11 protein-coding genes are annotated in these 15,280 nt (G+C 44.6%); 1 reads left to right on the forward strand and 10 read right to left on the reverse strand.

The window, feature by feature from the left end; genetic code table 11:
* The 4 genes from CDO33_RS15710 to CDO33_RS15725 form a co-directional block, all read right to left on the reverse strand.
* On the reverse strand, positions 1-1,935 hold the full coding sequence (locus CDO33_RS15710; protein ID WP_103081015.1) for an FAD-dependent oxidoreductase: 1,935 nt from the start codon (positions 1,933-1,935) through the stop codon (positions 1-3).
* Positions 1,936-1,945: 10 nt separating this feature from the next.
* Positions 1,946-2,722, reverse strand: a complete 777-nt coding sequence (locus CDO33_RS15715) for a 3-ketoacyl-ACP reductase (RefSeq protein WP_103081016.1) — start codon at positions 2,720-2,722, stop codon at positions 1,946-1,948.
* Positions 2,723-3,195: 473 nt separating this feature from the next.
* Complete coding sequence (locus tag CDO33_RS15720) at positions 3,196-4,188, reverse strand: hydroxyacid dehydrogenase (protein ID WP_103081017.1); 993 nt, start codon at positions 4,186-4,188, stop codon at positions 3,196-3,198.
* A 226-nt stretch (positions 4,189-4,414) separates the two neighbouring features.
* Positions 4,415-5,743, reverse strand: a complete 1,329-nt coding sequence (locus tag CDO33_RS15725; protein ID WP_103081018.1) for an oxidoreductase — start codon at positions 5,741-5,743, stop codon at positions 4,415-4,417.
* A 140-nt stretch (positions 5,744-5,883) separates the two neighbouring features.
* Here CDO33_RS15725 and CDO33_RS15730 point away from each other — a divergent pair, with 140 nt between their 5' ends.
* Positions 5,884-6,687, forward strand: coding sequence for an AraC family transcriptional regulator (locus tag CDO33_RS15730; protein WP_161496467.1), 804 nt, complete (start codon positions 5,884-5,886; stop codon positions 6,685-6,687).
* 592 nt (positions 6,688-7,279) lie between these two features.
* On the opposite strand, the gene CDO33_RS15735 is transcribed toward CDO33_RS15730, so the two are convergent.
* The 6 genes from CDO33_RS15735 to CDO33_RS15760 all read right to left on the reverse strand — a co-directional run bounded on the left by CDO33_RS15735 (position 7,280) and on the right by CDO33_RS15760 (position 15,271).
* On the reverse strand, positions 7,280-8,302 hold the full coding sequence (locus tag CDO33_RS15735) for a sugar kinase (protein ID WP_103081020.1): 1,023 nt from the start codon (positions 8,300-8,302) through the stop codon (positions 7,280-7,282).
* A 12-nt stretch (positions 8,303-8,314) separates the two neighbouring features.
* Positions 8,315-9,280 carry a bifunctional 4-hydroxy-2-oxoglutarate aldolase/2-dehydro-3-deoxy-phosphogluconate aldolase gene (locus CDO33_RS15740; protein WP_103081021.1) on the reverse strand — a complete coding sequence of 322 codons (966 nt, stop codon included), beginning with the start codon at positions 9,278-9,280 and terminating at the stop codon, positions 8,315-8,317.
* Positions 9,281-9,673: 393 nt separating this feature from the next.
* Entirely contained in the window at positions 9,674-11,341 is a 1,668-nt protein-coding gene (gene ilvB / locus CDO33_RS15745; protein WP_103081022.1) for a biosynthetic-type acetolactate synthase large subunit, read from the reverse strand.
* Between the two features lie 79 nt (positions 11,342-11,420).
* Positions 11,421-13,085 carry a dihydroxy-acid dehydratase gene (gene ilvD / locus CDO33_RS15750; protein ID WP_103081023.1) on the reverse strand — a complete coding sequence of 555 codons (1,665 nt, stop codon included), beginning with the start codon at positions 13,083-13,085 and terminating at the stop codon, positions 11,421-11,423.
* Between the two features lie 285 nt (positions 13,086-13,370).
* Positions 13,371-14,069, reverse strand: coding sequence for a CvpA family protein (locus CDO33_RS15755; protein WP_103081024.1), 699 nt, complete (start codon positions 14,067-14,069; stop codon positions 13,371-13,373).
* Between the two features lie 14 nt (positions 14,070-14,083).
* Complete coding sequence (locus tag CDO33_RS15760; RefSeq protein ID WP_103081025.1) at positions 14,084-15,271, reverse strand: DUF5711 family protein; 1,188 nt, start codon at positions 15,269-15,271, stop codon at positions 14,084-14,086.
* Positions 15,272-15,280: the final 9 nt, after the last annotated feature.

Below are 15,280 nucleotides of genomic sequence, written 5' to 3' on the forward strand. Positions count from 1 at the left end.
TTACCCGGAATACTCCTTCCAGACGTTTTCAAACCAATCCCTTGTCCTGGGTAAAGGCCGTACTTTTTCCACCGATGAAACTGCCTTGTTTTCATAAAAGTCAGTAGTTATGAGACTGTCCTTAAAATCATTTTCTCTGGTGTCATAGCGGATATATGGAATTTTGTTATGCACAGGCTTTCCTTTCTCGCTCAGCACTATAGCCGAGCCCCTGCTTCCCATCACTTCTGCGCAGGTTTTCACAGCAGAAAGGATTGCCATCTGCGTTATCATGATATCCCTGAGTCTTAACGCCTGGGGTATCTGCCTGTAGCTTCGGACACTAATCCTTTCGTAAAAGCCCGACAGTTCCTTTTCCAGCTCAGGGACATATTCTTTTACCTTATCGAGGTCCCTAACATGGGCGGCAATTTCGCTCATTTTTTTCTGCAGGCTGGTTCTTTTGCCGGCTATATCGCACTCTCTCCCCTTATTCACCAACTGCTCCAGCCTGCTTGCAAAAGCTTCGATAACCGTTTTAAACTGTGCAATGAACTCATCCGGCGATAAAAGCCGTTTCTCAGGCAAACCTGCGATATGCTGCGCTGCTCTCATAGAACCTACTTGTGTCGAATTAAGAGCAGATCCGCCAGGCCTGTATACCCCAAAGGTTCCTGCGGCTTCTCCGACAACATATAAGCCTTTTATACTGCTTTCCCAGTTCAAGTCTACCGCTACACCGCCGTTGTTATGTTGGGCACAGACTGATACCTCAAGCATTTCGTTGTATAAATCAATACCATGGGATGCATATAGCTCAATTGCCTTTTTGTTCATTATTTCCAAGCGTTTTATAGGAGTTGGCACAAGAGCATGGGAATTTTTCAGATATTGCATAGCAGCTTCACTAAGACCGTCAAAACCATTTTCCAGTCCTGTCGGATCTTTTCTGAAATCCATCAGGACCCTGTTTCCCTTGCTATATATTTCGTGATGTATGATGATGTCAATGATGGAGGAACCTTCAATCTTTCTTACGTCAAATGGCCACTGGTATCCCTTCAGGAATACCATGTCCAATGCCTGTTGCGGGGAATCAAAATAATCGAGCAGCAACTCCCTTTCATTCCCGTATTTATCAATCGACACATACCGAGGCAGAACCTGCTGGTATGTTCCGGAAACATTCCATCGGAATTTCGTGGATGCAATGCCGTATTGCCATTCATTTAAGTTTACAGCCTTCGCTCCGGCTTCCAGCAGGATACCGCTGCTTCCCGTCTGACTCGAGGGATAAACCGTATTGTAGTATACTCCTGCCGGCCCTCCGGTTGCAGCTATGACATGGTTCACAATAAAAACCGCAAGCCCCATGTCCGTTTCTGAAATTCTGTCCTTGTCTATGGCGATGATTCCTTTTATGGCATTGTCCTCTACGATATAGTTTACCACCTGCATCCTGTCATATATTTTAATGCCTTTTGATTTTACCGATTGCTCCAGCTTTTCCGTCATTATTTTTGATGTCAGGGGTCCGCAGGAGGTGGCTCTTTGCTTGCTGTCATGGTCTGTTTGATATCCGACGTATTCCCCGTATTTATTTGTAGGAAAGGGAACTCCTAAGTTTACCAGCTTCATGAATGCCCGAACGGATCCTGCAGCTTCTGCCAAAGCTGTGTCCCCGTTGACACCTCCGCCGTCAAAAAGGTCTTTTGCCAGGTCATATATGCTGTCCCGGCAGTCGGATGCCAATGCAAGCTTATAATATGTCTGCTTATCGCTGCCGGTGTTCCTTGAGGTACCCATATTGATCCCTTCGGTTATGACGGCTATATCTCTTTTCCCAAGATCATACAAGGTATCTGCAGCATTGAAGCCGGCACACCCGGTGCCAATCACTGCTGTATCTACGGAAAAAACACATATGTTTTGGGATGCTATATTGAACCTTTCCATTACAATCTCCTCATAACCTTCTTATATGAAAACCACCGTCTGCATTTATCACCTGTCCCGTAGCGAAATCCAGCATTCCTGAGCAGGCTGCCATAACACATTTTGCTACGTCTTCCGGCATTCCGAAACGCCTTATCGGGGTAATTCCTTCCGCGATCAGCTTTTCATATTTGCCTTTTACCACTGATGTCATATCGGTCAGTATAATGCCTGGTCTGACCTCAAATACAGGTATATTGTATTCAGCCAGCCGGTCGGCAAACAACTGGGTCACCATGGAAACGCCGGCTTTTGATATGCAGTAGCTGCTTCTTTCCGGTGAAGAAGTGTAAGCGGAAATGGACCCGATGTTTATTATGCGGGGATGGTAATCCTCAAGCCCCGATTGCATTGCCTTTATCATGAGGTTTGCCGCCTTCTGACACATAAAATATGTGGCTTTCAGATTTATGTTTATTGAACGGTCAAAATCTTCTTCCGAAGCCATCAAAATGTCCTCCCTCTTTAAAGGCGCGACACCGGCATTATTCACCAGGACATCGATGCGCTCGTATTTTTCCATGACTAGGGAAAATAAATTGTCCCTGTCCTGTTTATTGGAAACATCGCACCGTATGTACTCCGTCGACAGCCCATCTGCATGCAGGCTGTCCATTAGTGGGGACGCTTGTACTTCGTCAGCAGTAGCTGAAATAACAACTGTATAGCCATTGCGCGCTAATTCCTTCGCAATGCCCAATCCTATTCCTCGCCTTGAACCTGTAACAATCGCGATTTTTTTTGCCATATCATGCTCCTCTCAGCTCATCCCACACTTCAGTAAGCAAAAGTTTAAGAGGGATTTTGATTTATTATGACATTTTCATAAAGATACCGGCGGCAGTAAATTCATTTTACCTAGGGATTCGGTGGGGGCAGCCCTTCCGAATAAGGCTGTCATTATATTTTGCGTCGATTTAAGCTCTCATTCAAGTAGGAAAGAATACCTTGTTGAGTATTTGCTAAAGTGAAAATCCAGTTTTACCACCGGGTAGAGTTTTATTTAACATCAGCTTGAAGCTTCAAGCACGAATTTTAAATATTTACGTTCGGCAAGATTCAAATCTGCATATATATATATATCATACAATTTGCCCGGCTTGTTCGGTATTATCTAATTGCTTTAATATATGCAAAATTTGCTTTTAATGGCATTAAATCAAGAATATTGTGCATGCACTAAATAATTCAAACCCTTGAAATGGCACGGTATCAGCCTTCTTATGCCAAAATTGCAGCCTTTTCCTTGGTAATTGACCATTTCAGTGGTTCCCCATTTATATAACGCTTAAGCTCATCTACCATATACCTACCCATCCTTCGACATTCGCCATCCATGGAACCGGCAATATGGGGAGTTAAAACCACGTTTGGCAGCGTATACAGGGGAGATCCCACTTTAGGCGGCTCAGGCCATGTCACATCCAGAACTGCTTGCAAATCCTGCCTTTTCGCAAGAACTTCTATCATTTCCTCTTCATGCACAACAGCACCTCTTGCAGTATTTATAAAAGAAGCACCGGATTTCATCATCATGAAGTGTTTTCCTTTTATCATTTTCTCCGTCTCCTTAAGCCATGGAGTGTGCAGTGACACCACATCGGATCTTAAGAAAACCTCATCCAGAGAACATAATTCAACTCCAAGTTCATCGGCTGTTTCTTTCCGCACATAGGGATCATAAGCGATGACCTTTACGTCAAAAGGTTTGAGAAGCTCACACACACGACGCCCCACCATGCCTAACGATATTATCCCAACAGTGGTGCCATAGGCGCCTGGTACGGTGCTGTGGGGAATATATCTACCCTGCTGCTTCACTGAAAGAGCGTAATACCATCCGCGTTTCAGGCAGAAAAGTATCTGGGATAAAGCATACTCAGCCACCGGAATGGCATTGGCTGCGTATGCGCTGGTGACCAGTATGCCCCTATCCCAGAATTCATCCCCGGTGAAATATTTGATTGAGCCGGCACCATAAAATACTGCTTTAAGCTTGGGTGCGTATTTAAGAAATTCTCCGTCCATTACCGGCGCTCCCCATCCTGAAAAAATAACATCTGCTTCTTTAAGGATTTCAGGATGCTCCTTTATGGAATCTCTTGTTTGAGGCGCGGCATAAATATCTACCATTTTGCTTATGTCGGATTGCTCTTCAGGTCCGTATATTTTTTCAAACGCCAACCTGTCCAGAATATAGAGTCCTTTTAACATGACTGATACCTCCCGATTTCTGCATTGCTCTTTTCAAAAGCTGTCTGACACACCGGTTCAGTATACTGTGTGAAGCATACCTTCACCTTATGGCTAAGGTGAGTGTTGCTAATGATTTTGCAACCATTATACCAAAGATTTCGACATATGGGCTGCAATTTTAAGTATTTAACCGCTGCCAATTTCATGCAGCTATGAAAACAGCAAACTATTGTTGAAGTGGCTTTTATTTTACTGCTAACTTCAAAGCTTTGAAAAATTCTGCATATATCCCATCCCTTATTACACAACCTGCATTTCCGGATGTTCTCATCAATTGGGTGCACTTTCCGCAAGTAATGCAGCACTTCTCAGGGGCCAGATAGCCGTTTTTCAGGATATCATTGGCAAAGTTGGGATATGCAAAGGACATCCTGCCAAAGCCTGCTATGGAGAAGTACCGGTTTTTGATTGCTCCGGCTGCAAGATGGGGAGAAAACTGCCTTAAGTATGTCAGTCCCGAACCTATCACCACCAGATCCTTGAATTGCCTTTGCACTGCTTTGGCACAGTTTACGAGCCTTTCCACTCCTTTTAGCGGATGTTCGGAACATTCGTATGCAGTAAAGTCGGAAGGCCGGTTCACGTGCGGGTTCACATAAGGATTTCCTATGGTGATGTCTATCATGCCCATTCCCATTTTGTTGTGCAATATGTCAATCAGCTTAAGAGGTTCGGTCATATCCGGTTCCAGTCCGTCCCTTTCATTCACGCCAAAACCGTGAGGGTATGGAAACCCGTCATATACATTTAGTCTTGAAGTTACTATAAATTCGGAGGATGTGTTGGCCATAGCATTTGCCACACTATTTACCATAAACCTGATCCGGTTTTCAAAGCTTCCGCCGTATTCACCCTTTCGCTGGTATGCAGACAGCAGCTCATTGTTCAAATATCCATGACACGCTTTGATGTCAACTCCGTCAAAGCCTATGCTTTCTGCAATTCTTGCTGCATTTCCCATTTTGATTTCCAGTCTTTTCAGCTCATCATCACTGATAATGCTTTCCTGGCTTATAGGTTTATCCTTCTCGAATAAAGGTTTGTTGCATGCAATCACTGGTCTGGGGGTTCCGTCAGGTCGTGATTGCCTTCCGGAATGTGTAAGCTGCATTATCACTACAGGTTCAAACCCATTGGTTTTAATGCAGATTTCTTTGATATTTTCGACTATCTCCCGGAACTTGTCGGCATTCTTTTCATCCAGCATCAGCTGTCTGGGATTTGCTCTTCCTTCATGCTGTACGGCAACAGCCTCAAACCATATCAGGCCGGAGCCGCCTTTTGCAAATCTCTCGTATCTGCGTTTTGTAAGCTCACCGGGAGTGCCGTCCAGATTCCCATCAGCTCCTTCCATCGGTTGGACGGCAATTCTGTTGGCAATTTTCCTTCCTTTCACGGAAATACTTTCCGATAGAATTTTTATATCGTCATCGAGCGGTAATTCCACCCTTAAATCCTTAAGGGCAGATTGTAAATCATCCATAGATTTGTAGGCAAATCTTTTTGTGTTCACATTCGATACCTCATTCATCATTTTTTGGTTTTGCATTCAGTTTTACAGTATTACAGTATTTATGATATAATCTAATTAGCGCATGAAGTATTGCCTATTTGTTTTTTAATATGAAAAATTTGCTTTTTATGAGGTGTGAAATGTCAGATGTATCCAAAAATTTTATCGTGCTGCAATGCCGCTATAATGACAGGATAACTCCTTACACTCAGCATTTTCATATGTCCTATGAAATGATATTCATAAAGAAGGGGACAATAAACCTCGTAATCAACAAAAAAAGTTATGATATCCCTGAAAACAAGCTGGTATTTATCAGCAAGCTGGAGGAGCATTCCATAAGAATTTTATCTCCCGTATACGAGCGCTATTATGTAATAATCTCCTCCGACAAGCTGGACAGATATATCATGGATCAAAAACTCCTTTCCGTTTTTAAAAACAGGCCTGAAAATTTCATTCATCACATGGATGCTCCGGAAAATACTGAAGAGATAATGAAGCGTATAATTCATGAATACCAAAACAGGGATTCCTTCAGCGAGGATATAATTTACTACCAGATCAAAGACCTGCTTGTCCAACTGTACAGGGCAAACAAGGATCAGTTTCCCATTCCCGAAAAGCATATCAAAGCTGAAGTTTATGCGGTTCAGCAGTATATTGATCAAAACTTCAGGGAGGATTTGAAGGTTTCTGATCTGGCAAACAAGTTCTACATCAATGTCTATTATCTGACTCATTCCTTTAAGGAGCTTACCGGTTACAGCCCAAAGCAATATATACTCCTCAACAAGTTATCTTACGCAAAATCTCTGCTGGCGGACAGAGAGCTTTCCATTGAGCAGATTGCCATAAAGGCAGGTTTTTATGATTCCAGCAGTTTTATCCGGAGCTTTAAAAAAGAGTACGGTAAAACGCCTAACAGCTACAGGAACCAATGAGACTGGTTTCAAGACCATGAACCCGCTAAAGGAAAGGCTTTTCTATACCGGATCAGATTTGTAAGATGATTTCATTCTATATTATCTATGAATTGCACTCTATATAATCTATAAAATTGAAGCATTACCCGGCAATAAAAAATGCTAACAAAAAATAACAAATCAACTCAGTTATCGAAAAATTCACGAAGTTTGCGCTATGAAATATACATTATGATACTATGCTGTTTTTGAGGGATTGCCAATTTGCGCCATCAACTAAATAAATATAGGAATGAATTCAGCTAACAGCGGACACATTGATTATGTAGAAAGATTTCGCTGCCCTGAGCCTGCGCTACAGGACACCAGAGTACGTACAAACAGCTGTAATGACCCATAATACAGAAGTTCACTGTGAACAAGCAAATCCGGTTGTTTTATGCAATAATGCATGTGCTTTATATCCTGCCGGGACAATAATCATCCATTTCCATTAGCTGAATTCAAACCAATTTTTATTTAATATGCAATTTTTTAATATATTTCTAAAATTTCCACAAGCATTTTGCTGCCGCCGGTCATCTCCGGAAAGAATTCAACGGCTTGCACGTTAACGCTGTACTCTGCCGGAACCGTCGCCTCCTGCAAGGGATTTGACTTCATCCACCGATACATGGTTAAAGTCCCCTTCAATGGAGTGTTTAAGACAGCTGGCGGCAACCGCAAACTCCAGGGCTTCTATAGCGGACATGCCCTTAAGAAGGCCGTATATGAGGCCCGCACCGAAGCTGTCGCCTCCGCCTACCCTGTCAACAATATGCACAGGATAGGTTTTCGAGAAAAAGCACTCTTTTCCGTCATAGAGCATGGCTGCCCAATTGTTGTCACTGGCAGAAATGGAGCTTCTCAATGTAATAGCCACCTTGGACAAATTAAAAGTATCGGCCAGCTTCCGGGCTACTTTGCTGTATCCCTCATGGCTGAGCTTTCCACCGGAAATATCCGTATCTTCCGCACGAATTCCAAATACCATTTCCGCATCTTCTTCATTGGCAATGCACACATCCACATACTTCATCAGCTCTGACATGGTCCTGCCGGCCTGCTCTCTTGTCCATAGTTTCTTGCGGTAGTTCAGGTCGCAGCTTATGGTGATGCCTTTTTCTTTTGCAGTTTTGCAGGCTTCCACGCATATGCCGGCAACATTTGGTCCGAGGGCGGGAGTTATTCCCGTAAAATGGAACCACTCAGCTCCTTCGAAGATTTTATCCCATTCAAAATCTTCCTTCTGAGCTGTGGCAATAGAAGAACCGGCCCTATCGTATATAACCTTGGAAGGCCTTTGTGACGCTCCTTTTTCAATAAAATATATTCCTAACCTGTCCCCTCCCCGGACTATCCATGAAGTATCCACACCAAATCTGCGAAGAGAGTTTACGGCAGCTTGGCCGATTTCATGCTTTGGCAGCTTTGTCACAAAGGCGGCATCCACTCCGAAATTGGCCAGAGATACCGCTACATTCGCTTCACCACCGCCATATGTCGCTTCGAAGCTGTCTGCCTGAACAAACCTTAAATATCCCGGAGGAGCCAGTCTTAACATTATCTCCCCAAACGTAACTACTTTTGCCATACCCATACCTCCTCATTTCTTCTGGACCAGGTGTATTGCAAACCCACCTGCATCCTTTTTCAAGTAGATTGATTGCAGGTTGCCCTTTTCATCATATTTAGCCGTGTTGTCCATAAATTCCACACCTTGCCTTTTGAGATAGCTCACCGCTCTTGCCACAGAATTTGTACCGATGGCGATATGTCCATGCATCCCAAGGAATGGTGATTTCATAACCTCTATATTAGGTCCTGCAAAAAATGAACTGTTGCCATCCTTTACTTTTAATCCAAAAGTCCTTTCAAAAGCTCCTGCCACCTCACCGGCTTCTTCTGCGCTTAGCATATTGATGCCTATATGTGCGGCTTCAAAACCCAGCATAACATCAACAGCTTCTTTTACAAGGCTTTTAATTTTATCAAATTCTCCGTTGTTTATGAATTCTTCTTTGACCATCCAGCTTCCGCCGCAGGCAAGAACCTTTTCATGAGAAAGGTATGAGATGAGATTGGATGAATCGATTCCTCCGGTGGGTATGAATTTTATACCCGGATAAGGCGCCGACAAGGCTTTTATTGTTTTCACTCCCCCATATGCTTCCGCCGGGAAGAACTTAACAACATCCACCCCAAAGGAAATGGCTCTTTCTATGTCAGAAGGAGTAACACATCCCGGAGTGACAGTAATTCCACGGTCTATACAATGTCTGACAACGTCCTGGTTGAAACCGGGGCTTACAATAAACTTGGCACCGGCTTCTATGGCAGCATCCACCTGATCGGTTGTAAGCACCGTTCCCGCACCCACCAGCATTTCAGGAACTTCAGCAGTAATTCTGGCTATTGCCTCTTTTGCATGCGATGTCCTGAAAGTTATCTCCGCTATCGGCAAACCTCCATCGTAAAGCGCTTTTGCCAAAGGCACAGCCTTATCAGGATCGTTTATCTTGATGACCGGAACAATGCCTGCATCACCGATCCTTTTTTGGATATCTTTCATTTTTATACCCCCTATTCGTGTAGGATGACATTTTAATATGCCTTACACTATGAGTTCTTTGATTTACTTCTGAGACGTGTACCTGAAAAAGTGAATGCAAAACAGAACTATTGTCTAAACCGTTTTTCGGGGACAAAAGATATCAAGAGGTATTTTAGTGAACAACCGCTCAATTTATAAAAGATTTGCCAACACAAATAATATATCATAAATATATGAGTTTGAAAAGTGATTCGAAATTTTATCCCATATATTCCCTATAATATTTTGCTCCAGCGACTTATATAAAAACCTTTGCCCCAAACAAAAAAGCAGCTATAGGCTTATATAGCTGCAGTTTTTATAGTTTCACCTTTTCAAGGTTTCACACTTTCATACAAGGGCATTTTAATTCTACTCATCTATGAGCTCGTTGATGGGAGCTCCTGGAGGTACTATAGGAAAAACCTTTTCATCCATATCTATTTCAAAATTTATGAGCACCGGTCTGTCTTTGGAAGAAAGTGCTGTTTTTAACGCATCATCCACCTCTTCCGGTTTGCAAACGTTTATGCCCTCAGCTCCGAAAGCCTTGGCAAGAGCGACGAAGTCTGTTCCGCCTCCGATGGTGGTAGAGGAATATCTGCCGTCATAGAAAAGGTTCTGCCATTGCCGCACCATACCCAAGGCATGGTTGTTCATGATAGCAATTACTACCGGAAGTTTGTACTCCACCGCCGTGGCCAGCTCATTGCAGTTCATGCGAAAGCTCCCGTCACCGGCTATATTTATGACCTTTCTTTCCGGCCTGCCCAACTTTGCGCCGATGCACGCCCCAAGGCCATAACCCATGGTTCCGAGCCCTCCTGAAGAAATGAACTGCCTCGGAAAAGAGTATTTGTAAAACTGGGCAGCCCACAGCTGGTTCTGTCCTACTTCGGTGGTAATCAGAGCCTCTCCCCCCGTCAGCTCATAAATCCTCTCCATGATGTACTGGGGCCTTAACACGCTATCCTGTGCATACTTCAAAGGATATTTCGCCTTCCACTCATTAACCTGCCTGTTCCATTCGGTATAGTCCCTTTCATCCACATTGTCTGTCAGATATCTCAATATCTTTTTTATGTTGCCTACCAATGGGTAATCAACGGAAATGTTCTTTCCTATCTCTGCCGGATCGATATCTATATGCATAATTTTAGCCTTGGGAGCAAACCTGTTTACATTGCTTATCACCCTGTCACTAAACCTGGCTCCTATGGCTATGAAAAGATCGGCTTGAGAAACGGACAGATTGGATGTCTTTGTACCATGCATTCCAATCAGGCCGGTAAACAGCTCATGGGTTCCGGGAAATGCCCCCAGCCCCATAAGGGTGGCTGAAACAGGTATTTTAAGCTTCTCAGCCAGCTTTATTACTTCCTCTCCGGCATTTGCAATGCCTACTCCGCCTCCCACCAGGAGGACCGGCCTTTTTGCTTCTTTTATCGCTGCTGCCGCGCCATCCAGCTTGCTTTTGCTTACACCAACAGGAGCCTCTTCATGCTTCCGAGGCGCCTTTGGTTCATATTCGGTAACCGCAGCCGTAACGTCCTTGCATATATCCACCAGCACAGGGCCGGGCCTGCCATCCTTCGCTATATAAAAGGCTTCCCTTATGATATCCGCAAGCCTGGTAACGTCCTTCACAATGTAGTTATGCTTAGTTATAGGCATGGTTATTCCGGTTATGTCAACCTCCTGAAAGGAATCCTTTCCCAGAAGAGACGTAGCCACCTGGCCGGTAAAAGCCACCATGGGCACAGAATCCATATAAGCAGTTGCAATGCCTGTCACAAGATTTGTCGCTCCCGGCCCCGAGGTGGCGATGCAAACCCCAACCTTACCGGTCGCCCGGGCATATCCGTCCGCAGCATGAGCAGCACCTTGTTCATGGGACGTGAGTATATGTCTGATATCATCTTTTGCTTTGTAAAGAGCATCATATATGTTGAGCACTGCACCACCAGGAAATCCGAATATCGTATCAACTCCCTGTTCCTTCAGGCACTCGACAAAAATCTCAGCTCCGGTCAATTTCATAGCTAACTCCTCCGTGATACATCAATACAAAAAGTCTGAAATCAGGCAATCAAACAGATAATTAATGCTTCGAGCAATATCAATTACCTTTTAAAATTGCCCCCGTGCTGGCTGATGTAACCAGCTTGGCATACCTGCCCAGATAGCCTTTGGTAATCTTCGGCTGTGGAGCTTTCCAGGCAGCCATTCTGCTTTTAAGCTCCTCATCGGGAACCTCAACGTTGATGCTGCCTTTTGGTATGTCTATGCTAATGATATCTCCTTCCCTCACAGCTGCGATAGGGCCTCCTTCCATGGCCTCAGGGGATATATGTCCAATGGCGGCACCTCTCGTAGCTCCGGAAAACCGCCCGTCGGTTATCAAAGCCACGTCCTTATCAAGGCCCATGCCTGCTATGGCAGAGGTGGGGCTAAGCATCTCCCTCATTCCCGGTCCTCCCTTGGGGCCTTCATAGCGGATGACCACCACATCTCCTTTTACAATTTTCCCGCCATATATTGCCCGGATTGCTTCTTCTTCCGAATCAAACACCCTTGCCGGCCCTGAATGGACCAACATCTCCGGAGCAACCGCAGAACGCTTTACGACAGCACCGTCCGGTGCAATGTTTCCTCTCAGAATTGCGATACCCCCGGTAGGGCTGTACGGATCGTCAATGCTTCTAATTACGCTGTAGTCCCTGACTTTGGATTTTGCAATGTTCTCGCCGACAGTTTTGCCTGTCACTGTCATGAGATCAAGATGCAGCAGTCCTTTTTTGGAAAGCTCATTCATAACAGCCTGCACACCACCAGCGGCATACAGATCCTGCACATGGTGATGGCCGGCAGGAGCCAGCTTGCAAAGGTTTGGTACCCTGCTGCTTATTTCGTTGATTATATCAAGATTTATTTCAATACCCGCTTCATGGGCTATAGCCGGAAGGTGCAGCACGGAGTTTGTGGAGCATCCTAAAGCCATATCCACTGCGAGAGCATTTTCAAAAGCTTTCTCCGTGAGTATATCCGAAGGCTTTATATCCTTCTCCACCAGCTCCATTATTTTCATTCCAGCCATCTTGGCAAGTCTTATCCTTTCGGCATAAACAGCCGGTACTGTGCCGTTGCCGGGAAGTCCCAGACCCAGCACCTCAGTAAGGCAGTTCATGGAGTTGGCGGTGAACATGCCGGAACATGAGCCACAGCCAGGGCAGGCATTATCTTCGTATTCCCGCACTTCCTCCTCCGTCATAGTCCCTGCCTTATATGCGCCTACAGCTTCATATACGCTGTTGTAATCCAGCTGTTTTCCATCGTGCATTATCGACAGCATGGGACCGCCGCTTATGAAAATGGACGGAACATTTATTCTGGCAGCCGCCATAAGCATTCCAGGCACTATCTTGTCGCAGTTGGGTATGAACACTATGCCGTCGAAGCTGTGAGCCAGACCCATGGACTCACAGGAGTCGGCAATAAGCTCCCTGGTGGCCAGGGAATATTTCATCCCCGTATGCCCCATGGCTATGCCATCACATACTCCGATAGCCCCAAATTCGACGGGGGTACCTCCTGCCATTCTTATTCCCGCCTTTACCGCTTCGGCTATTTTATCCAGATGTATATGCCCCGGTATGATTTCACTTTTTGAATTGGCTATCCCTATAAGGGGCCTTCTTATTTCTTCGTCAGTATATCCCATTGCTTTTAAAAGTGAGCGGTGGGGAGCTTTTTCCACACCTTTCTTGATAACATCGCTTTTCATATTCTGGAACCTTCTTCCCTATTCTTATTTAACCTAGTGCCAAAAATTCCCTCACTTCAGTGACGGGAACTTGATTGACACGGTTCATAATAGTGACTTTGCCGGCGGAGCCAAGAGACCTCCACCGAATTTCTGTATGAGAATAGCCGGGGCAACCCGGCCATTTAATTTATAAACATTCTACTACTTCCACATTAAATGTGTCCAGAGGCTTTGTTAAAAAGGTTATTTTCATTAATTTAACTTATGCTCCGTCGTAATTTTCATTAAAAATAAAATATTATTCTATTCCGGAAACATCCAGTTCATGATGAGATTGTTTTCATAAAAGTAGGAAGCAATCAGCGATTTGTCCACAGCTTCGTAAAAGCCGTGAAACCAGGGAGCGGAACTAAAAAGCATCGTTATCGCAAAGATCAAATAAACGGTAAAAAGGCCTTCCAGTGAACCGAAAGCAAGGCCTCCCAGCTTGTCCATCTGCCTGAATAGAGGCAACTGGGCGATACCCCGAAGTATGACTTTTAAAAAGGCCAGGCCAATCCTCACAAGAACATACAATATTATGAGGCTCATAATGTCAATAACCATCCGGGCAAGTTCCCCACTTATGGCATCCAATATCCTTCCTCCATCAATCAGCTCCGACATGCCCGGTAAGCGGCTGTTAAGCGTACCTTTCAGAAAGCCGGGAAGCTGAAGTCTGCCAACAATGGCATGAGCTGCCGACTCCCCAACCTGTCCTCCGGATGCTGGCACCTGCATATCTTGCCGGATGATGAGGTTATGATAAATGGACTTCTTGAGATTTTCAAAAAGTTCTGTTTTCATAAGCATATCCGATATAACAGGATAGTACCTGATTGCGGCTATAGCCGAAATGAAAAAGGAGGCCAGCCTGAATATTGAGAATATAAAGCCTTTCTTCAATCCGGTTATGCCAAAAATACCTATTATGCCTATGACAAACCAGTCACTCCAGTTCATGCAACCCTCCGCCGCTACTCAATGTTTATCACAGCAATGCTATTTTGGGCTATAACCACAGCTTCGCTTTTACTAAGGAAGAAAACATCATCCACATCTGTTTTGGATTTATAGTCGGCCTTAAACTCTCCCTTTGAATTTATAAAATGCACTTCTTTTCCCGTATTCACAGCTATTATTCCGTCATGGGCCTTAAGATTTATAACCTTGCCTTTCACTGAATACAGGTCTTCAACCTCGCCTTTCAGATCAATGGTTTTGATATGGGCTTCAGCCTTATCAAACAGTCCTGCTCCGTCTTCCTCTTTTACGGCGGCAACCACCTGCTTGTCCGACAACACAGCAGTGCTGTAAATCCTGTCAAAGCTATGCTCCCACCGGATATCCTTTTTGCTGTTAAAGCACAGGACAGTTTTGCTGCCGGCAGCAGCAATCCAACCATCCTTAAGCTCCCAGGCGGAAGGTATGATTTCACCCTGCCTGGTCAGAGCTGCCTGGGTTTTGCCATACATATCCACCAGCTCAAGATTCGTAGCCACCGAATCGCCCGATATATTAACTGAGGTGATCAGAACCATCGGAGAGGAGGACAATACCCTGGCGGAAAGGATATGGTCTTCAGCTCTGGCCGTTGTAAATATCCAGTTTCCATGAGAGTCGTATACCGTAACCGCACCTTTGTAGCCTTCCAATTCCGTGGCAACGGAAACATAACCCTTACTGTTTACGTCCGCATTTATGATAACATTATCAAGCTTTTCGCTCCATCGTACCGTTCGGTCCTTTATGACGTAAATATCCTTTCCTCCCATATCTGCCGCCATTATATAAGAACCTGCCGATTTTACCATCGGTTTGTTCAGGGCAATAAGCTTGGACCATTGATTTTCGCCGTTCTTGTCCAAAAGCCATATACCATCCTGGGCACATTTTACAATATAGCCGTTGTTGGTGGTAAAGCCTGTCGGCTCCTCAGGATTATATTTAAACTCCGCGATAACTTCTCCCGCTTCCTTTTTACCCACCACAGGCATACCCTTTGTGATAAGTTCTCTAATGTTCAATTCCTTTAAATCCACGCCCTGACTTTTCATATAAACTAGAAAAGCTATGCTTATAACTGCAACTATAAGAAGCAGCGAAGCAATAACTCCATACTTTCCGCCATGCTCCCTTGCACCAGCTTTTTCTGGAAACTCCACAAGATCTCA

The sequence above is a fragment of the Clostridium thermosuccinogenes genome, from assembly GCF_002896855.1.
GTDB lineage: Bacteria > Bacillota > Clostridia > Acetivibrionales > DSM-5807 > Pseudoclostridium > Pseudoclostridium thermosuccinogenes.

Coding starts and splice junctions, on each gene's coding strand:
- ilvD (WP_103081023.1), bottom strand. CDS start 13,085: ATGAAAAGCGATGTTATCAAGAAAGGTGTGGAAAAAGCTCCCCACCGC.
- CDO33_RS15710 (WP_103081015.1), bottom strand. CDS start 1,935: ATGGAAAGGTTCAATATAGCATCCCAAAACATATGTGTTTTTTCCGTA.
- CDO33_RS15715 (WP_103081016.1), bottom strand. CDS start 2,722: ATGGCAAAAAAAATCGCGATTGTTACAGGTTCAAGGCGAGGAATAGGA.
- CDO33_RS15740 (WP_103081021.1), bottom strand. CDS start 9,280: ATGAAAGATATCCAAAAAAGGATCGGTGATGCAGGCATTGTTCCGGTC.
- CDO33_RS15735 (WP_103081020.1), bottom strand. CDS start 8,302: ATGGCAAAAGTAGTTACGTTTGGGGAGATAATGTTAAGACTGGCTCCT.
- CDO33_RS15720 (WP_103081017.1), bottom strand. CDS start 4,188: ATGTTAAAAGGACTCTATATTCTGGACAGGTTGGCGTTTGAAAAAATA.
- CDO33_RS15730 (WP_161496467.1), top strand. CDS start 5,884: ATGTCAGATGTATCCAAAAATTTTATCGTGCTGCAATGCCGCTATAAT.
- CDO33_RS15755 (WP_103081024.1), bottom strand. CDS start 14,069: ATGAACTGGAGTGACTGGTTTGTCATAGGCATAATAGGTATTTTTGGC.
- ilvB (WP_103081022.1), bottom strand. CDS start 11,341: ATGAAATTGACCGGAGCTGAGATTTTTGTCGAGTGCCTGAAGGAACAG.